At 71.7% G+C, this 19097-nt stretch carries 16 protein-coding genes and 1 tRNA gene; 5 read left to right on the top strand and 12 right to left on the bottom strand.

From position 1 onward, the window contains the following. Positions 1 to 81: 81 nt before the first annotated feature. The 3 genes from O7631_RS08855 to O7631_RS08845 form a co-directional block, all read right to left on the bottom strand. Complete coding sequence (locus O7631_RS08855; protein ID WP_278143824.1) at positions 82 to 1062, bottom strand: ribose-phosphate diphosphokinase; 981 nt, start codon at positions 1060 to 1062, stop codon at positions 82 to 84. Positions 1063 to 1120: 58 nt separating this feature from the next. Next, positions 1121 to 2734 carry a bifunctional UDP-N-acetylglucosamine diphosphorylase/glucosamine-1-phosphate N-acetyltransferase GlmU gene (gene glmU, locus O7631_RS08850; protein WP_347403498.1) on the bottom strand — a complete coding sequence of 538 codons (1614 nt, stop codon included), beginning with the start codon at positions 2732 to 2734 and terminating at the stop codon, positions 1121 to 1123. A gap of 110 nt (positions 2735 to 2844) precedes the next feature. Further along, positions 2845 to 2916, bottom strand: a tRNA-Gln gene (locus tag O7631_RS08845). Positions 2917 to 3234: 318 nt separating this feature from the next. Here O7631_RS08845 and O7631_RS08840 point away from each other — a divergent pair. Further along, on the top strand, positions 3235 to 4200 hold the full coding sequence (locus tag O7631_RS08840; protein WP_278143823.1) for an acyl-CoA desaturase: 966 nt from the start codon (positions 3235 to 3237) through the stop codon (positions 4198 to 4200). Positions 4201 to 4422: 222 nt separating this feature from the next. Continuing rightward, on the top strand, positions 4423 to 5115 hold the full coding sequence (locus tag O7631_RS08835; protein WP_278147885.1) for a TetR/AcrR family transcriptional regulator: 693 nt from the start codon (positions 4423 to 4425) through the stop codon (positions 5113 to 5115). A gap of 33 nt (positions 5116 to 5148) precedes the next feature. Here the strand turns inward: O7631_RS08835 and O7631_RS08830 are convergent, their stop codons facing one another. From O7631_RS08830 to O7631_RS08800, 7 genes are all read right to left on the bottom strand, one after another. After that, positions 5149 to 5625: a DUF4383 domain-containing protein gene (locus tag O7631_RS08830; RefSeq protein WP_269681210.1), complete on the bottom strand. Its 477-nt coding sequence runs from the start codon at positions 5623 to 5625 to the stop codon at positions 5149 to 5151. Between the two features lie 206 nt (positions 5626 to 5831). Further along, on the bottom strand, positions 5832 to 6287 hold the full coding sequence (locus tag O7631_RS08825; protein ID WP_278143822.1) for a DUF4383 domain-containing protein: 456 nt from the start codon (positions 6285 to 6287) through the stop codon (positions 5832 to 5834). Between the two features lie 101 nt (positions 6288 to 6388). After that, on the bottom strand, positions 6389 to 8194 hold the full coding sequence (locus tag O7631_RS08820; RefSeq protein ID WP_278143821.1) for an ABC-F family ATP-binding cassette domain-containing protein: 1806 nt from the start codon (positions 8192 to 8194) through the stop codon (positions 6389 to 6391). A gap of 120 nt (positions 8195 to 8314) precedes the next feature. Continuing rightward, on the bottom strand, positions 8315 to 9265 hold the full coding sequence (locus O7631_RS08815; RefSeq protein ID WP_278143820.1) for a 4-(cytidine 5'-diphospho)-2-C-methyl-D-erythritol kinase: 951 nt from the start codon (positions 9263 to 9265) through the stop codon (positions 8315 to 8317). Continuing rightward, on the bottom strand, positions 9262 to 9846 hold the full coding sequence (locus tag O7631_RS08810; protein ID WP_278143819.1) for a Uma2 family endonuclease: 585 nt from the start codon (positions 9844 to 9846) through the stop codon (positions 9262 to 9264). The genes O7631_RS08815 and O7631_RS08810 overlap by 4 nt, the downstream gene beginning before the upstream one ends. 32 nt (positions 9847 to 9878) lie before the next feature. Next, positions 9879 to 10748, bottom strand: a complete 870-nt coding sequence (gene rsmA, locus O7631_RS08805) for a 16S rRNA (adenine(1518)-N(6)/adenine(1519)-N(6))-dimethyltransferase RsmA (RefSeq protein WP_278143818.1) — start codon at positions 10746 to 10748, stop codon at positions 9879 to 9881. Positions 10749 to 10794: 46 nt separating this feature from the next. Further along, complete coding sequence (locus tag O7631_RS08800) at positions 10795 to 11694, bottom strand: TatD family hydrolase (protein ID WP_278143817.1); 900 nt, start codon at positions 11692 to 11694, stop codon at positions 10795 to 10797. 130 nt (positions 11695 to 11824) lie between these two features. On the opposite strand from O7631_RS08800, the gene O7631_RS08795 reads away from it, so the two are divergent. After that, a complete protein-coding gene (locus tag O7631_RS08795; protein WP_278143816.1) occupies positions 11825 to 13072 on the top strand; it encodes a hypothetical protein in 1248 nt (415 codons plus the stop codon). Positions 13073 to 13114: 42 nt separating this feature from the next. Here O7631_RS08795 and metG read toward each other — a convergent pair whose 3' ends face one another. Continuing rightward, positions 13115 to 14917 (bottom strand): methionine--tRNA ligase, encoded by a 1803-nt coding sequence (gene metG / locus O7631_RS08790; protein ID WP_278143815.1) that lies wholly within the window; start codon positions 14915 to 14917, stop codon positions 13115 to 13117. A gap of 158 nt (positions 14918 to 15075) precedes the next feature. On the opposite strand from metG, the gene O7631_RS08785 reads away from it, so the two are divergent. Next, entirely contained in the window at positions 15076 to 16188 is a 1113-nt protein-coding gene (locus tag O7631_RS08785) for a hypothetical protein (RefSeq protein ID WP_278143814.1), read from the top strand. Between the two features lie 27 nt (positions 16189 to 16215). On the opposite strand, the gene rsmI is transcribed toward O7631_RS08785, so the two are convergent. Beyond that, the gene (gene rsmI, locus O7631_RS08780) at positions 16216 to 17064 is read right to left on the bottom strand and encodes a 16S rRNA (cytidine(1402)-2'-O)-methyltransferase (RefSeq protein WP_278143813.1); all 849 of its coding nucleotides are present in this window, start codon (positions 17062 to 17064) and stop codon (positions 16216 to 16218) included. 132 nt (positions 17065 to 17196) lie between these two features. On the opposite strand from rsmI, the gene O7631_RS08775 reads away from it, so the two are divergent. Further along, the gene (locus O7631_RS08775; RefSeq protein ID WP_278147884.1) at positions 17197 to 18864 is read left to right on the top strand and encodes a phospholipid carrier-dependent glycosyltransferase; all 1668 of its coding nucleotides are present in this window, start codon (positions 17197 to 17199) and stop codon (positions 18862 to 18864) included. The last annotated feature ends 233 nt before the right edge of the window (positions 18865 to 19097 follow it).

Here is a 19097-nt window from a genome sequence, read left to right as displayed (position 1 = left end):
CCAACGCGCCGGCCCCGTTTCCACCAGTTTGACAGCCCCGCCCCCACCGGCATGCCAAGTGGCGGAAACGGGGCTGGACGGTCAGCTCAGGCCACCGAAGAGGGTGGTCACCGAACCGTCGTCGAAGACCTCCCGGATCGCCCGCGCCAGCAGCGGCGCGATCGACAGCACCGTCAGCTTGTCCAACTGCTTCTCCGGCGGGAGCGGCAACGTGTTGGTCACCACGATCTCGCTGATCGAGCTGTTCTTCAGCCGCTCGGTGGCCGGGTCGGACAGCAGAGCGTGGGTGGACGCGACAACGATCTCCGCCGCGCCCTGCTCCTTGAGGATGTCGGCGGCCTTGGCGATCGTGCCACCGGTGTCGATCATGTCGTCGACGATCAGGCAGACCCGACCCTCCACCTCGCCGACCACCCGGTTGGCCACGACCTGGTTCGGCTTCATCGGGTCCCGGGTCTTGTGGATGAACGCCAGCGGGCAACCGCCCAGCCGGTCGGTCCACCGCTCGGCCACCCGCACCCGGCCCGAGTCGGGCGCCACCACTGTCATCGGCCGCCCGGCGTACTTGTGCTCCACGTACTCGGCCAGGATGTCCATGGCGAAGAGGTGGTCCACCGGGCCGTCGAAGAAGCCCTGGATCTGCGCGGTGTGCAGGTCGACGGTGAGGATGCGGTTCGCGCCCGCGGTCTTCAACAGGTCCGCCACCAGGCGTGCCGAGATCGGCTCCCGGCCCCGGTGCTTCTTGTCCTGACGCGCGTACGGGTAGAACGGCAGCACCACGGTGATCCGCTTCGCCGACCCCCGCTTCAGCGCGTCCACCATGATCAGGGTCTCCATGACCCAGGTGTTCACTCCGTGCGTGACGGACTGCACCACGAAGGCGTCCGAACCACGCACCGAGTCCTTGAACCGTACGAAGATCTCGCCGTTGGCGAACTCGTACGCGTCGGCCGGGGTCGGCGCGACGCCGAGCACCTCGCCGATCTCCTTGGCCAACTCCGGAAAGCCACGTCCGGAAAAGAGCATCAGGCTTTTGCGGTTTTCGGCGACGATGCTGCCCATGGGCCCGTCTGCTCCCGTTTTGTCGGCGGTACCCGGCCCGGTGGTGGTGGGTCGGGGACTATTCGGTTGCAGTATCTCCCGGGCCGGACGCGCCGCCCACCGTCTCGGTCACGCCGTGGATTGCCTCACTGTCGCTTGCGGTGCCGGGTGCTGCCGACGCACCCTTCGCGTCGCCGACTCGCTGCGCACCCTTCGCCTCGCCGACTCGCTGCGCACCCTTCGCCTCGCCGACTCGCTGCGCACCCTTCGCCTCGCCGGCCCGCTGCGCCGCCTCGGCCGCTGCCGTGCCGGCGCGGCGCTTCACCACCCAACCCTCGATGTTGCGCTGGCGGGCCCGGGCGACGCCCATCGCACCCGCCGGCACATCGTCGACGATGACCGAGCCGGCCGCGGTGTACGCGCCGTCGCCCACCTCGACCGGTGCCACGAACATGTTGTCCGCCCCCGTGCGGGCGTGGCTGCCGATGACGGTGTGGTGCTTGTTCACCCCGTCGTAGTTCACGAAGACCGACGCCGCGCCGATGTTGGTGTGCTCACCAATCGTCGCGTCACCCACGTACGTCAGGTGCGGCACCTTGGAGCCCGCGCCGATCTGCGTGTTCTTCACCTCGACGAACGTGCCGACCTTCGCCTTCTCGGCGAGCCGTGCGGCCGGCCGCAGGTACGCGTAGGGCCCGACGGTGGCGCCGGCTCCCACCTCGGCGCCGACGGCGTGGCTTCTGACCACCGACGCGGCGGGGCCGACGACAGTGTCGACGAGCGTGACGTCCGGCCCGACCAGCGCGCCCGCGCCGACCACCGTGGCCCCGCGCAGCTGGGTGTTCTGGTCGACCACGGCGTCGCGGTCCAGGGCAACCGTCACGTCGATCCAGGTGGTCGCCGGGTCGAGCAGGGTCACCCCGGTGCGCATCCACGCCTCGTTGATCCGGTCGCGCAGCAGCCGGCGCAGCGTCGCCAGCTCCACCCGGTCGTTGCAGCCCAACGTCTCGACGTGGTCGACGGCCACGTGCACCGCGACCGGCTCGCCGGCCGCGCGGAGCAGGCCGAAGACGTCGGTGAGGTACTCCTCGCCCTGGTCGTTGTCGGTGGACAGCTTGCCCAGCGCATCGCGCAGTCGCACCGCGTCGAACGCGTAGATGCCGGCGTTGATCTCCCGGATCGCCCGCTGCGTCGCGTCGGCGTCCCGCTCCTCGACGATCTGCTCCAGGCGGCCGTCGGCGTCGCGGACGATCCGGCCGAGGCCGGTCGGGTCGGGCACCTCGGCGGCGAGCACGGTGGCCGCCGCTGCGGCCTCCTCGTGCGCGGTCACCAGCGCGCCCACCGTCTCGGGTCGCAGCAGCGGCACGTCCCCGTTGATCACCACGACGGTGCCGGCTCCGTCCGGGACGGCGTCCAGCGCGATGCGTACGGCGTGGCCGGTGCCGAGCTGCTCGGCCTGGAGCACGGGCGTGGCGTCCGGTGCGACCTCGGAGAGGTGCCCCCGGACCTGGTCGGCGCCGTGTCCGACGACGACGACGGTGCGCTCCGCGGCGAGCGGCGCGGCGGCGCTCAGCACGTGACCGAGCAGCGTCCGGCCGAGCAGGGGGTGCAGCACCTTGGGCAGTGTCGACTTCATCCGCTTGCCCTCACCGGCGGCGAGTACGACGACGGTACGAAGGTGGGGCTGGGGCACGACGTGGCTCCCGTCGGGACGGCGGACACTCTCGCGGCCATGCTAGCTGCGGGGTCTGTCGCGTCTTCCTCTTACCCCCACCGGACCCTAAAACGGGCGCAGATGGACAGCTCGGCCGCCAGGGTTCGAACCTGAAATACGGGTACCAAAGACCCGGGTGTTGCCAGTTACACCACGGCCGATCAACGATGCGAGCACATCGCATCCGGGGGGACGAGCACCCCGCCGGCTACACCTTAGCGTCCCGAGCGTCGGACGCCATCGCTCATTCCGCCCCGCTCCGCCGAACCCGCTTCCCGGCCAGCCGCCGGCGCCCCCTGTTCCGCACTCCCGGCACCTGCGGCGACACCGCGGCCTACCACCGCTCGCAGTGCCTTGACCTGCTGGTACTTGCGGATATCCGAGGGTCGTTCGAAACTTCCCCGTGCGATCTACGGTGCCGTAAGTTACGGTGACGTAGGCGTAACTTAGTGATCGTCACCATCCCCCTGCGAGGTCCCATGTCCACTGCCCTGCTCGATCCCAACACCGCCGCGCCCGGCCCCAAACCCCTCACCGACGGCAGCCAGTCCCCCGGCATCCTGGCCGCCCTGTGGGCCTTCGTAGTGATCCCCTTCGTCGCCCTGCTGGTCGCCGTGCCGGTCGCCTGGGGCGGCTGGCTCGGCTGGACCGACGTCATCATCGGTCTGGTCTGGTACGTCGTCTCCGGGCTCGGCATCACCGTCGGCTTCCACCGCTACTTCACGCACGGGTCGTTCAAGGCCAAGCGTTGGCTGCGGGTGACGCTGGCGGTCGCGGGTTCGCTGGCGGTGCAGGGCGAAATCATCCAGTGGGTCGCCGACCACCGCCGACACCACGCGTTCTCCGACCTGGAGGGCGACCCGCACTCGCCGTGGCGCTTCGGCACCAGCTTCTGGGCGTTGACCCGCGGCCTGTTCCACGCGCACGTGGGCTGGCTGTTCCGCCGCGAGCTGTCCAACCGCGAGCGTTTCGCACCGGACCTCATCGCCGACCGCGACATCAGCCGGGTCGACCGTCTCTTCCCCGCGCTGGTGGCCGTCTCCCTGCTCGGCCCGGCGCTGATCGGCGGCCTGGTGACATGGTCCTGGCAGGGCGCCCTGACCGCGTTCTTCTGGGCCGGGCTGGTCCGGATCGGCCTGCTGCACCACGTCACCTGGGCGATCAACTCGGTCTGCCACGTCTACGGTGAGCGACCCTTCGCGATGCGCCAGGGCGACCGCGCGTCGAACTTCTGGCCCCTGGCGATCCTGTCGTTCGGCGAGAGCTGGCACAACCTGCACCACGCCGACCCGACCAGCGCCCGCCACGGCGTCCTGCGCGGCCAGGTGGACATCTCCGCCCGGGTGATCTGGCTCTTCGAGAAGGTCGGCGCGGCGACCCAGGTGCGCTGGCCGAAGCCGGAACGCCTCGCCGCGAAGCTGGTGAAGCCGGTCGCACCCCGGTAAAACCGGGCGGTGCGCCGGAGGGCCGCCTGGCAGGATGGCCCAGATGACCGAGCCACGCGGGGGGACCGGACGGCTCGGCCGACGGGGAGCCGGGCTCGATCCGGATACGGTCGGACGGCGCGGCGGGGTCGGACCGCCCGACAGTGAGGCGACGACGTGAACGGGCACAGCGGAGGCACCATCCCACGGCAGGGCGTCACCGAGCGCCAGCGAGGCGGCGACATGCCCGAGGTCAGTGACGGTGACGGTGTCGGCAGCCGGCGGGCGGTCCCGCCGGCCCCGCCCAAGGCCAAACCCACCTCCCGGGTGCGCATGTCGGCGGCCCAGCGACGGGAGCAGTTGATCGCGACCGGCCGGCAACTGTTCGCCGAGCGTGGCTTCGACGCCACCTCGATCGAGGAGGTCGCCGCTCGCGCCAAGGTCTCCAAGCCGGTGGTATACGAGCACTTCGGCGGCAAGGAAGGGCTGTACGCGGTGGTGGTGGACCGGGAGGTCCGCGCCCTCCTGGACCGGATCACCACGGCGTTGACCGCCGGGCATCCCCGGGAGCTGTTGGAACAGGCCGCGCTGGCCCTGCTGGGCTACATCGAGGAGGAGACCAGCGGCTTCCGGGTCCTGGTCCGCGAGTCGCCGCTGATGTCCGGCACGGCCAACTTCAGCAGCGTGATGAACGACGTGGCGCACCAGGTCGAGCACATCCTGGGCGCCGAGTTCAAGAGCCGCGGGTACGACCCCAAGCTCGCCGAGCTCTACTCGCAGGCGCTGGTCGGCATGGTGGCCCTCACCGGGCGCTGGTGGCTGGAGGTCCGCAAGCCGCGCAAGGAGACGGTGGCGGCGCACCTCGTCAACCTGGCCTGGAACGGGCTGTCGCACCTGGAGGCGAAGCCGACCCTGATCACCGCGCGCCGCCGTTGAGCCGGCCGACCACGCACCGCCCGCTGCGCCCGTTCAGCGGCGGTGCGCGTCGGCGACCGGGTGTTTACGGCGCTCCAGCTCCGCCTCCGCGTGCTCGGCCGGGCCGACCTTGTCGTACAGGCCGGTGCCGAACAGGATCAGGCCGAACAGCATCGACACCACGACCGTCGACATCGAGAAGTTGAGGAAGTTCGCGTCGGTCTGCAGCACGGACATCATCAGGATGCTGGTCACCAGGAACACCACACCCGCGGTCAGATTCATGTAGTGACCGAGGTTGCTGCGCCGCGACGCCCCGATGATCAGGACGATTCCGAAGACCACCGAGGCGAGCGAGAAGGCCAGGTTGGTCCGCAGCCCGAGGGCCCAGGTGCTGCTCCGGGCGAAGAGCGGGTCACCGATCGTCTCGGCGACGCCCCAGACGCCGAAGACCAGGATGTAGACGCCGACCAGACCGGAGAGGACCCGGTACAGCGGCCGTGCCGGATGGTTGACCGGAAAATGCGGCATACCCGAGACCCCCTGAATGACCGTTTCAGGGGAATTGTCGCCCAAGGCCAAGCCGACTGTCCGAAGAACCACAATGCCGAAAGGGTCCGCCGAAGGCTGGACCAGGTCAGGTTTTCGCCGGAGCCCGAGCTGCGCAGGGATCAAGCCTGACCGCCCGGAGCAGTTCGGACTCCGGCGAAAACCCCAACAGCGACCGAAGAAAAACCTCAGAGTACGAGGCGAGCCTTCTGGAACGCCTCCGCCTCCTCGTCCGTGCCGACCTTGCCGTACATGCCGACCATGAGCAGCACCAGGGACGCCGTCAGCACCACGACAACGGTGGTGATGCTGAAGTTGAAGATGTTGGCGTCGGTGCGGATGAAGGCGAGACCACCCAGGCCGATCACCATCAGGGCGTACGCCAGCCACTGGTTGATCGCCACGTCGATGTTGCGGCCGAGCACGGTGCCGACCAGCACGACGATCCCGAGCAGCACGCTGAGCAGCGAGAAGCCGAGGTTGGTGCCCTGACCGAGGACCCGGGTGTCGTCCTGGGCGAGGATCTCGTTGCCGGTGCTGGCGATGATGCCGAGCACACCGAAGACGACCAGGTACAGACCGGTCAGCCCGCCGATCGCCCGGTAGATCGGCCGCGCGGGGTGGTTGACGGGGGTGTGTGCCATGTCTGTGTCTCCAACGCCGTGGGGTAGGTGTCGCCGACGATTGTCTCGCATGTGGTGGTGTGACGCCGCACACGGGGCCCGGGCCGGCGCGGCCGGAACGTTCAGCTCTCCGGCAGGTCCTCGGCGAGGGTCATCCAGCTCTCCTCGATCCGCTCCCGTTCGGCGCGCAGATCCTTGAGCTGGGCGTCCAACTCGGCGACCCGGGCGTAGTCGGTGGCGTCCGCCGCCAGCTGATCGAGCAGCGTGGTCTCGCGCTGGTCGAGCTTGCCGAGCTGCCGTTCCAGCCGGGTCAGCTCCTTGCGGGCCTGGCGGACCTCGGCGGCGGACATGCCGGCTCCCGACGAGGCGGCGGGCGCGGAGGTCGAGGAGACGCCCACCCGAGGTGAGCCGGCCCGCTCGGCGGTCCGCGCGAGGTACTCGTCCACACCGCCCGGCAGGTGCACCAGCCGACCGTCGCCGAACATGCCGTACGCCGTGTCGGTGACCCGCTCGATCAGGTAACGGTCGTGGCTGGCCACGATGATCGTGCCGGGCCACGAGTCGAGCAGATCCTCCAACGCGGCGAGGGTGTCGGTGTCCAGGTCGTTGGTGGGCTCGTCGAAGAGCAGGACGTTGGGCTCCCCGGCCAGCAGCCGCAGCATCTGCAACCGGCGGCGTTCCCCACCGGAGAGGTCGCTGACCGGCGTCCAGAGGCGGCGGTCGTCGAAGCCGAACACCTCGGCGAGCTGGGACGCGGAGACCTCCCGGTCGCCGAGCTGGACCCGGCGGGCGACCTCCTCGACGGCTTCGAGCACACGCAGGTGCCCGGGCAACTCGGTCAGCTCCTGGGACAGGAACGCGGGCCGGACGGTGGAACCGGTGCCGAGACAGCCACCGTCGGGGCGGGTGATGCCGGCGAGCATCCGCAGCAACGTGGTCTTGCCGGCGCCGTTGGCCCCGAGGATGGCGATCCGGTCACCGGGGCCGACCAGCCAGGTGGTGTCGCGCAGGATCTCCTTGGGGCCGGCGTGCAGCTCCACGTTCTCCAGCTCGTACACCTGCTTGCCGAGCCGGGAGACGGCCATGCGTTGCAGGGACATGGTGTCCCGCGCCGGCGGCACGTCGGCGATCAACGCGTTCGCGGCGTCGATACGGAACTGGGGCTTGGAGGTACGGGCCGGCGGACCACGGCGCAGCCAGGCGATCTCCTTGCGGAGCAGGTTCTGCCGGCGGGCCTCCGTGGCGGCGGCGACGCGCTCGCGCTCGGCGCGGGCCAGGGTCCAGGCGGCGAAGCCGCCCTCGTAGGCCCGAACGGTCTGGTCCGCGACCTCCCAGGTGGTGGTGCAGACGGCGTCGAGGAACCACCGGTCGTGGGTGACCACCACGAGCGCGCCCCTGCGGCCGACCAGGTGGCGGGCCAGCCAGTCGACACCGCCGACGTCGAGGTGGTTGGTGGGCTCGTCGAGGATGAGCAGGTCGGAGTCGCGGACGAGCAGCGCGGCGAGCGCCACCCGGCGTCGTTCGCCACCGGACATCGGGCCGACCGGCTGGTCGAGGCCCAGGTGCGGCATGCCGAGACCGTCGAGGATGGCACGCACACCGGCGTCACCGGCCCACTCGTGCTCGGCGCCCATGCCCTCGTCGAGCCAGGCGGTGCCGAGCACCACGTCCCGGACGGTGGCGTCGGGGGCCAGCGCGAGCTGCTGCGGCAGCCACAGCACCCGCAGGTCGCGACGGTGGGTCACCCGGCCGTCGTCGGGGCCCTCCTGCTTGGTGAGCAGGCGCAGCAGGGTGGACTTGCCGGCACCGTTGAGGCCGACCACGCCGATCCGGTCGGCGTCGTCCAGGCCGAGCGAGACGTCCGTGAGCAGCCGCCCTGCCGCGCCGTACCCCTTGGACACCCGGTCCAGATTGACGATGTTCGCCACGATCCACCCTTCATGATCAAGGCGTCCCGGTGCCGGCGGGCACCTGGACGCCTGCGTCAAGGGTACGCGGACGCCACTGGCGACCGCGCCGCGCGCCCGTGGGACCGGTGGGACGTACCGTCAGCCGACGCGGGCGCCGGCGACCGGACCGTGGGCGACCCGCGCCTCCCGGCACACGTCGGCGGCGTTCAGCTCGGCGGCGATCCGCTCCGCGTCGGCGGCGTCGGCGGCGAGGAACACGCAGGTCGGGCCGGAGCCGGAGACGATGCCGGTGAGCGCGCCGGCCTCCTCGCCGGCCTTGAGGGTGTCGGCCAGCGCCGGGAGCATGGCCAGCGCGGCGTCCTGGAGGTCGTTGCCGAGCGTGCGGGCGAGCACCCGGGGGTCGCGTTGACGCAGCGCCCCCAGCAGGGCGTCGGTGGGGCCCAGCGGGGCACCGGCGGCACCGGAGTCGCGCAGCCGGTCCAACTCGCGGTAGGCGGCGGGAGTGGAGAGGCCCACGTCGGCGATCGCCACCACCCAGTGCCAGGTGGTCGGACGCGCCAGCACCGGGCTGATCGCCTCACCCCGGCCGGTGCCCAACGCGGTGCCCCCGTAGATCAGGAACGGCACGTCGGAGCCGAGGTCGGCGGCGATCCCGGCCAGCTCGTCACGGGACAGCCCGGTGCCCCACAGCGCGTCGCAGGCCACCAGCGCGGCCGCCGCGTCGGCGCTGCCACCGGCCAGCCCGCCGGCCAGCGGGATCTGCTTACGCAGGTGCAGCCGGGCGTGCGGCGGCACGCCCGCGTACCCGGCGAGGGCGTGCGCCGCGCGGATCACCAGGTTGGAGTCGTCCAGGGCCAGCTCGCCGGTGCCCTCGCCCTCCATCGTCAGGGCGAGGGTGTCGCCCCGACGGGCCGTCAGCTCGTCGTAGATCGAGATGGCGTGGTAGACGGTGTTCAGCTCGTGGTAGCCGTCCCGGCGCAGCGGGCCCACCCCGAGGTGCAGATTGACCTTCGCGGGCACCCGGACCTTCACCGGCCCGATGGCCCCGCGTCGCTCGTCCTCGTCGTCCGGACGCCAGGCCTCGGTCACGGGGTGACATCCCGCAAGCGCAGGCGGATGTCGAACGGCTTGGCCACGATCAGCTCCTCGGCGGAGTCGGCAATCAGCTCGTACCGGCCGTCAATCAGGTCGTACGCGTACACATGCACCGGATTCTGTTCGATCCGCCAGTAGTGCGGAATCCCGGCATCGGCGTAGTCGGCCGGCTTCTCGAGCCGGTCCCGCCGTCGGGTGCCGGGCGAGACGACCTCGACAGCCAGCACGACCTGCTCAGCATCGAAGTAGTGGCTCGTGCCAACGAGTGGGCGGCGCAGCAGCACCACATCCGGCTCAAGGGTGTTGCGGTGGTTGATCGCCACTCCGACGGCGGTAGCTGGCGACAGATCCAGCGGGGCGTGCTGTCGCAGCCACATCCAGAGCAGGCTGCTGATGTTCTGGTGGTCATAGGTGGGGGAAGGGACCACGACGAGGACTCCGTCACGTAGCTCGACGCGGGGGGCGTCGTCGGGCAGGGCCAGCACGTCCTCGATGGTGTGGTTGGCCAGTCGCTGCCGGACGGGATCCGGACCCCATATCCCCTGGGCGGCGGGCTCGATCGGCTGCGCGGTCACTCGTACACCTCCTCGGCGGGCACGGCGTCAGCCTACTTCGCGGCCGGCGTACCGGCCGGAGCCGACGCGGCGATGGCGGCGAACTGCTCGACGGTCAGGGACTCGCCACGGGCACCGGGGTCGACGCCGGCCGCGGTGAGCGCGGCGGCGGCCCGGTCCGCGCTACCGGCCCAGCCGGCCAGCGCGGCGCGCAGCGTCTTGCGCCGCTGCGCGAACGCCGCGTCGACAACGGCGAACACCCTTTCCCGGGGTACGTCGGAGCGGGGCGGTTCGTGGCAGGTGAAGGCGACCAGGCCGGAGTCGACGTTGGGCACCGGCCAGAACACGTTCGGGGGCACCCGTCCGGCGCTCTTGGCGTGGGCGTACCAGGCGAGTTTGACCGACGGGATCCCGTACACCTTGGAGCCGGGACCGGCGACCAGCCGGTCCGCGACCTCCTTCTGCACCATGACCAGGCCGTGCCGCAGGGTGGGCAGCACGGCGAGCAGGTGCAGCACCACCGGCACCGCCACGTTGTAGGGCAGGTTCGCCACCAGCGCGGTCGGCGGCGGATCGGCCAACTCGGCGGCGGCGACGCGCAGGGCGTCCGCGCGGTGCACGGTGAGCCGGTCGGCGTCCGCCGGGGCGTACCGCGCGGCGGTCTCCGGCAGCGCCCCGGCCAGCACGGGATCGATCTCCACGGCGTGCACGTGCCCGGCGATCGGCAGCAGCCCCACTGTCAGCGAACCGAGCCCCGGGCCGACCTCCAGCGCCACGTCGTCCGGGGTCAGGCCGGCGGCGGTGACGATCCGGCGCACGGTATTCGGGTCGTGTACGAAGTTCTGGCCCAGCTTCTTGGTGGGCGCGACGCCCAGCCGGGCGGCGAGCTCCCGGATCTCCGCCGGGCCGAGGAGACCGGTCATGCCGGGAAGCGTAGCGACGGGGTCGGGGTCGACCGTCGGGCCGGGCTCACCACGGGCCGAAGACCCGGTCGCCGGTGGCGGAGATGGCCGCGCACAGCTCGTCCAGGTCGGTGCCGGTGGTCTGGGCGAGCGCCCGGACGGTGAGCGGGATCAGGTACGAGGCGTTCGGCCGGCCACGGTGCGGCGTCGGGGTGAGGTACGGGGCGTCGGTCTCCACCAGGATCTGGTCGACGGGGGTGAGCGCGGCGGCCTCCCGCAGCGCTGTGGCGCTGCCGAAGGTGACGGTGCCGGCGAAGCTGAGCAGGTAACCGCGGCGGACACACTCGCTGGCGAAGTCGGCGTCACCGGAGAAGCAGTGCAGCACCACCCGGTCCGGCGCGCCCTCGTCGTCGAGGATCCGCAGCACGTCCGCGTGGGCGTCCCGGTCGTGGATGACCAACGCCTTGCCGTACCGCTTGGCGATCGCGATGTGCGCCCGGAAGCTCTCCTCCTGCGCGGCGCGCCCCTCGTCGCCGGTCCGGAAGAAGTCCATTCCGGTCTCGCCGATCCCCCGGACCCGCTCGCGGGCGGCCAACGACTCGATCTGCCGCAGCGCCTCGTCGAGGTCGGTCAGCCGGGGTGCCTCGTTGGGGTGCAGCGCCACGGTGGCCAGCACCGCCTGGTACCGCTCGGCGGTGTCCGCGCCCCACCGGGACGAGTCGACGTCCACGCCCACCTGGACCAGCCGGTCCACACCGACCTTGGTGGCCAACTCGATGGCCACCCCGACCGGGTCGTCGGACGTCCCGCCACCGGGCACACCGGCCTCGCTGACCGTGATGTCCAGGTGGGTGTGGCTGTCCAGTACCGCGCGGGGCAGCGGCTCGGGGGCGGGCGGAAACTCTCCGGCCCGCCGGGCGGCGCGCTCTCGGCGCGATTCAGTGGGCTCGCTCATCAGCGACAGCATCACACACCGGGCCTGTCCATCTGCCCGCCACCCGACGTTCACCTCGACTACGCCGCGCGACTCTACCGTCGCCGGGGAGCGAGCGAACCGGGTCGCAGGGCATCTCGTCGAGGGAGAGGGAGACGGCGGCATGAGCGTCATCCCCCAGACCGGCGGGAGCGCCGGCGAACGTACCGGGTTGCATGTGGCGTTCGGCGGCGGCGTGTACCCGGCCGAGGAGATCGCCCGGGGCGCCGCGTACGAGCTGTTCAGCGCCGACGAGGTGACCGGCTTCGAGTGGGCGCCACGGCCGGGCAGCGCGCTGCCGTGGCGGCGGTTCGTGCACGTCAGCGAGGTGACGACGGTGCACGGGGGCACCGAGCCGGCCGACGAGCCGGAGCTGCCGCTGATGATGCCCGCGCACCGCGAGCGGGGTTGGGCGTACCTGCACCAACTCAGCCAGCAGCCGTCCGCGGCGGGTGACCCGGTGCTGGCGGCAGCGCGCGCGTCGGCGGCGGTCCGGCGGGGCACCCGGATGGTGAAGGTGCTCTCCGCCCAGCAGCTCGCCGGCTACGTGCGGGGCTGGCTGCCGCACGGCTTCTGCTACCGCGAGTACGACGTGGCGCACCTGCGTACGCCGGCGACGACGACGGTGCTGCGCAGCGACGGTGACGTCGGCCGGGAGGGGCCGGATGTGACGTACGCGCTGCGGTGGCGGGCGTCCGACCCGGGCGACTACGACGTTCCGGTGGGCGAGGCGCACCGTGGCCTGACCGCGCTGCCGTCCCGGGACCGGCTCGGCGCCCCGGTGCTGGGCACGGGCTTCGTGCCGAGCAACGGTCAGCTCATCCCGGAGTTCATCACCCGGGACTTCGCCGACCTGCCGATGCCGGCGAACGCGGCCCTGATCGCGTACCCGCCGGAGGGGGTGGAGGTGGTGCTCTACACCTACCAGGCCGAGCAGCGCGGATGGCTGCGGATGGTGGGCCCGCAGTGGCGACACCTGCTGGCGGGGGTGCCGGGCCTGTCGCCGGACCAGGAGTACGTGCCGAACGGGGACGCGCCGCGCTCCACCCAGCTGGTCGGTCTCTACGGCGACACCGAGTACGAGGCGGTGGCCGACCTGCCCGGCGGGTTCCGGGTGCTGGCGATGACCCGGGCGGCCCGTTACCCGGTGGAGGCGGTGGCCCGCCGACTCCGGTTCGCCCAGTGGCGGGGTGTGCCCTGCCTGGTGCTGCGCGAGGAAGCCGGTTGGTTGCGGGTGCGTCTGCGCTTCCCGAACCCGGAGGCGGTGGTGGCGACCGGTGCGCAGTGCCACGAACGAGGCGTCTACGAGGCGTGGGCGCTGGGCACCGAGGTGACCGACGACCAGGTGATGGACACCCGGTACGCGATGTGACGGCGCGCGGCGGCAGGACGCCTGCCGCCGCGCGTCACACTGTCAGCCGGCCAGTCGGGCCAGTTCCTCGTCGACGATCGACGGGTCGAGCTTGCGGAACACCGGCTTCGGCGCCGCCAGCGGCCGACCCGCCTCGATCGCCACCGACTCCCAGCGCGCGCCGACGGTGTAGTCACCGGTGAGCACCGGGTACGCCGGGCCGCCGTCCAGGTCGTCGACCTGCTCGATGACGGGCATCGGCGCGTGCACGCCGGTGCCGCCGAGCAGTTCGTGCACCTGCTGCGCGGAGTGCGGCAGGAACGGGGTGAGCAGCGTGTTGGCGTCGCTGATCACCTGGAGGGCGACGTGCAGGATGGTGCCCATCCGGGGCTTGTCCGCCTCGTCCTTGAGCTTCCACGGTGCCTGCTCGGACAGGTACTTGTTGGCCTCGGCGACCACCTTCATGGCCTCGCCGATGGCCTGCTTCTGCCGGTGCCGGCCGATCAGGTCGCCGACCGTGGCGAACCCGGCCCGGGCCACCGCGAGCAGCGTCTCGTCGGCCTCGGTGAGCCCGGCCGGGTCGACCGGCGGGATCGCGCCGAAGTTCTTCGCCGCCATGGAGACCGACCGGTTGACCAGGTTGCCCCAGCCGGCGACCAGCTCGTCGTTGTTGCGGCGGAGGAACTCGGCCCACGTGAAGTCGGTGTCGTTGCTCTCCGGGCCGGCGGCGGCGATGAAGTACCGCAGGGCGTCGGCGTCGTACCGCTCCAGGAAGTCGCGGACGTAGATGACCACCTTGCGGGAGGAGGAGAACTTGCGACCCTCCATGGTCAGGTATTCGCTGGAGACGACCTCGGTGGGCAGGTTGAGCCGACCCAGCTCGCCCGGCTCACCGTCGCGGGAGCCCTCACCGGAGTAGCCGGAGAGCAGCGCCGGCCAGATCACCGAGTGGAAGACGATGTTGTCCTTGCCCATGAAGTAGTAGGACCGGGCGTCCTTACCATCTCCGTCGGCGGACCAGTACTTCCGCCACGCCTCGGGGTCGCCGGAGCGGCGGGCCCACTCGATCGAGGCGGACAGGTAGCCGATCACCGCGTCGAACCAGACGTAGATCCGCTTGTCCGACCGGTCCCGCCAGCCGTCCAGCGGGATCGGCACACCCCATTCCAGGTCACGGGTGATCGCCCGGGGCTGGAGGTCGTCGAGCAGGTTGCGGGAGAACCGCAGCACGTTGGGCCGCCACCCCTCGCGGGTGTCCAGCCACTGCCGCAGCACCTCGGCCAGGGCGGGCAGGTCGAGGAAGAAGTGCTCGGTCTCGACGAACTTCGGGGCTTCCCCGTTGATCCGCGACTTCGGGTTGATCAGGTCGATCGGGTCGAGCTGGTTGCCGCAGTTGTCGCACTGGTCGCCCCGGGCGCTGTCGTAACCGCAGATCGGGCAGGTGCCCTCGATGTAACGGTCGGGCAGGGTGCGCCCGGTGGACGGGGAGATGGCGCCCATGGTGGTCTTCGGCACGATGTAGCCGTTGCGGTACATCCCCTCGAACAACTCCTGCACCACGGCGTAGTGGTTGCGGGTGGTGGTGCGGGTGAACAGGTCGTAGGAGAGGCCGAGACCGTGCAGGTCCTCGACGATCACCCTGTTGTACCTGTCGGCCAGTTCGCGCGGGGTGACCCCGTCGGCGTCGGCCTGCACCTGGATCGGGGTGCCGTGCTCGTCGGTGCCGGAGACCATGAGCACGTCGTGGCCGGCCATCCGCATGTACCGGGCGAAGACGTCGGAGGGAACGCCGAAACCGGAGACGTGGCCGATGTGGCGGGGGCCGTTGGCGTACGGCCAGGCCACTGCCGCGAGAACGTGACTCATGAGCAGCAAGCCTAGTGACCCGTCCGGGGCGCCCGCGAACCAATGGGGGGTGCCGCGCCAGCGGACCGGGCCGACCACCTCCACCATTGGTCCGATTTGTCGCCGACACGCGGTCGAGCTGCGCGTTCCGCCCCCCGCAGGGGTGTGCAATGAACGTCGTGACTGGCAGACGAGCGGCACGGGACCACGAGGACCGGCCCACCGGGCCGGCGGTCGACGACGACCCCGGTTCCGATCCGGCTCCGCCCCGGAGTGCCGGCGTCGCCCCCCAGCCCCGGCTGGTGTCCGGCCCCGGCACCGGGGCGCGACAGGGTCCCAGCCCGCGACCGAGTCCGACCACGCGGGCCGGGGCCGACCCGCCTGAGGAGCAGCAGATCAGGCCCGCGGAGCTTGCCGCCACGCCGGCCCGACCCACGCCGGCCGCCCCGACACCCACCCCGGCCCGGCCGACCCCTGCCGCGCCCGCGCCGAGCCCGGCCCGGCCGGGCCCTCCGGGCCCGACCGCCGGCTCGACGGTCGCCGCCGCGGAGACCGTCGAGGTGGAGCCGACCACCGGCGCGCCGGTGGACGCGGTACCGCGTCGGGTGCCCGTCCGGCAGCAGAGCCGCCGGCACCGGGGCCGGCGGGCCGACGGTGACGCCCCGGACGGTGACGACGCCTTCTGGGCACCGATCGAGGAGGTGCACTGGGACGGCACCCCGGTCCGCGAGGATCCGGCGCCGGACCGGGACCTGGACTTCCGCCCGATGCGGCGCCGACCGCCGAGCCGGACGGCCCCGCCGCCCGATCCGCTGCCCGGCCTCGCCGCGCTGGTGGCGCTGAGCCTGGTCGCGGCCTTCTTCGCCTGGGTCAGTGCCGGCCCGTTCTGGCTCGCGGTCGGGCACGCCCGGGTGGGCACCGTGGTGCTCGACGGCTGCACCGGCGACGGGCTCACCCAACGGTGCCGGGGGACGTTCACGGCACAGGACGGACGGTTCATCGCGCACGGTGTACGGGTTACCGGCGTGCCCGCCGTCGCGAACGCGGGCGGCACGCGGCTGTCGGCGCGGATGACCGGCCCGGACGCCACCACCGCGTACGCGGACACCGGCGTGGGCCGGCACCTGCGCTGGCTGCCGGGTCTGCTGGTGGTGCTGGGCTGCACCGCAGGCATCGTCCGGTGGACCGGGTCGGCCCGGTTGCCGGGCCGTCGGAGCCGCCGTTGGGCCGTCACCGCCGCCGTCGCCGGCCCCGTGCTGATCACCGTCGGCTTCCTGGTCGCCGCCTGGTAGGCGAGGCCGCCAGGATCCGCGTGCGGCTCAGCTGTGCACGATCGTGTAGACGTCCCGGCGGCGCAGCGCGTACTCGGTGGCGACATCGGTGATCGCGTCCCGCCGTGAGCGGCCGGCGGCCTCCCGCTCGGCGACCGCCGCGCGCAGGGTGTCGTCGGCCGGGCGTTCCGGGGCGGTCGCCGGCGCTCCGGCCACCACCAGCGTGATCTCTCCGCGCGGGTTCGCCTCGGCGGCCCACCGGGCCAGCTCGCCGAGCGGACGGCGGAGCACCTCCTCGTAGGTCTTGGTCAGCTCGCGGCAGAGCGCGGCGGGCCGGTCCGGGCCGAACGTGTCGGCGAGGTCGGTGAGAGCCGCGCCGATCCGGTGCGGGGCCTCGAAGAAGACGAGGGTGCGTTCCTCGGCGGCGAGCGCGCGCAGCCGGGACCGGCGGGCGCCGGGGGCGCGGGGCAGGAAGCCCTCGAAGCAGAACCGGTCACACGGCAGCCCGGAGACGGCCAACGCGGTGGTGACCGCGCTCGGCCCCGGGGCGACGGTGACCGGCGCCCCGACGTCCAACGCGGCGCGGACCAGCCGGTAGCCGGGGTCGGAGACGCTCGGCATCCCCCCGTCGGTGACCAGCGCCACCACGTACCCGCCGAGGATGACCTCGACCAGCTCGGGGGTGCGTCGTTCCTCGTTGCCCTCGAAGTACGAGACGATGCGACCGCCGACGGTGATGTCGAGGTCGCGGGCCAGCCGGGTGAGTCGGCGGGTGTCCTCGGCCGCGACCACGTCGGCGCTGGTCAGCACCTCCCGGAAGCGGGTCGAGGCGTCGGCGGGGTTGCCGAGGGGGGCACCGAGCAGGACCAGGCGCCCAGTCTCGGACATTTCACCCACAGATTCGTCTCCTTCATCGACAGTGAATACCGGTATCAGGGACGACGGGCGCCACCGGACACCTTGGCAGCCTACGATCGCCGGGTGACGAGTGCGTCGACAGCGCAGAGCCCGAGCGCCGAGCCTGCCAAGATGGTCGAGGTGACGGGCGAGCCCAGCCCCAACCAGGAGCCGACGGCACCGAGTGCCGATGGCGGCGGCGTGTCCGCCGTGGTCAGGCGGAGGTTCGCCACCGTCGACACCAAACTGGACCGGTTCTCCTGGCTGGCCACGGCGGTGGTGGTGGCCATCGCGGCGATCCTGCGGTTCGTCGGGCTGTCCAGCCCGAAGGGCAAGATCTTCGACGAGACGTACTACGCCAAGGACGGCTACGGGTTGATCACCCGCGCCGTCGAGTGGAACTACAAGGACAACGTCCCGTCGTACGTGGTGCACCCACCGCTGGGCAAGTGGTTGATCGGCCTCGGCGAGTGGGCCTTCGGCTACCAGGACGCCGAGTCGAAGGTCTCCGTGCCCGGCCACCTGATCACCACCGCGCCGGAGTTCGGCTGGCGGTTCTCGGCGGCCGTGATCGGCACGCTGTCGGTGCTGCTGCTGGTCCGCATCGGTCGACGGATGTTCCACTCGACGGTGCTCGGCTGCGCGGCCGGCCTGCTGCTCGCCCTGGACGGCTTCCACCTGGTGCTGTCCCGCGCGGCGCTGCTCGACATCTTCCTGCTCTTCTTCGTGCTGGCGGCGTTCGGCGCGTTGGTGCTCGACCGGGACGCCCGCCGTCGCCGCTGGGCGCGGGCCCTCGACGACGGGCTCGACCCGAGCCAGCCGGGCCGCGCCGGCCGACCGGCGACCGGTTGGCGCACCTGGCCGTGGTGGCGGCTGGCCGCCGGGGTGTTGCTCGGCTGCGCCTGCGCGGTGAAGTGGAGCGCCCTGTACTTCGTCCCGGCCTTCGCGCTGCTGGTGCTCCTCTGGGAGGTCGGCGTCCGCCGTTCGGCCGGGGTCCGCCGGCCCTGGCGGGACACAGTGCTCGACGAGCTGCCCTGGGTGGTGCTCGCCGGTGTGCTCATGGTGGGCACCTACCTCCTCACCTGGACGGGCTGGCTGGTCACCGACGACGGCTACTACCGGCTGGCGACGTCCACGCAGTACGCGACCGACAAGCTGAGTGATCGCCCGGTGATCGGCCCGCTGATCAACCTCTACGAATACCATCGCGCGGCCTACGGGTTCCACGCCCAACTCGACGACGCGCACAAATACCAGTCCTGGCCGTGGCAGTGGCTGCTACTCGGTCGTCCGGTGGCGTTCCACTACGCCAGCAACGGCACCTGTGGCGCGCCGACCTGTGCCTCCGAGATCCTGCTGCTCGGCACTCCGCTGCTCTGGTGGTCGTTCCTGCCCGCCCTGGTGGCGCTGGCCTGGCTGGGCCTGGCCCGTCGGGACTGGCGGGCCGGCGCGATCCTGCTGACCGTGGCGGCCGGGCTGCTGCCGTGGTTCTGGCTCGCTCTCGACGGCCGGACGATGTTCTCGTTCTACGCCGCGCCGGTGGTGCCGTTCCTGGTGCTCGCCGTGGTGTACGTGTTGGGCGCGCTGATCGCTCCCGACGGCGGCGACGTGGGCGAGGTGGTGCCGCTGGTGCCCGGCGATCCGAGTTACGAACGTCGACTGGTGGGCAGCATCGCGGCCGGGGCGTACGTATTACTGGTCGGGCTCTGCTTCGCGTACTTCTATCCGATCTTCGTCGGCACTGTGATTCCGTACTCGGACTGGCTGTCCCGGATGTGGCTCGACGGTCGGTGGATATAGGCGCCGACAGGCTACGCGCCGCACAGCGCGACGAGAAGGGCCCGCACGCCGAAGCGTGCGGGCCTTTCTGACAAAGACGCGCGCCCCGATCGCCTGCCACGGGGGAAGCGGGCGATTGGGGCGCGCATGAAGAGCTTAACCACCGCGCACCACCGGCACAACGGGTCGACTTGGGTCAGATTTCCGACGGACGATGACCGGACCGACACCTACCCTTCGCCAGTTGACCGAGG

It is taken from the genome of Micromonospora sp. WMMD967, from assembly GCF_029626165.1.
Taxonomy (GTDB): Bacteria; Actinomycetota; Actinomycetes; order Mycobacteriales; family Micromonosporaceae; genus Micromonospora; species Micromonospora taraxaci.
This window is presented reverse-complemented; position numbering and strand designations above follow the sequence as displayed.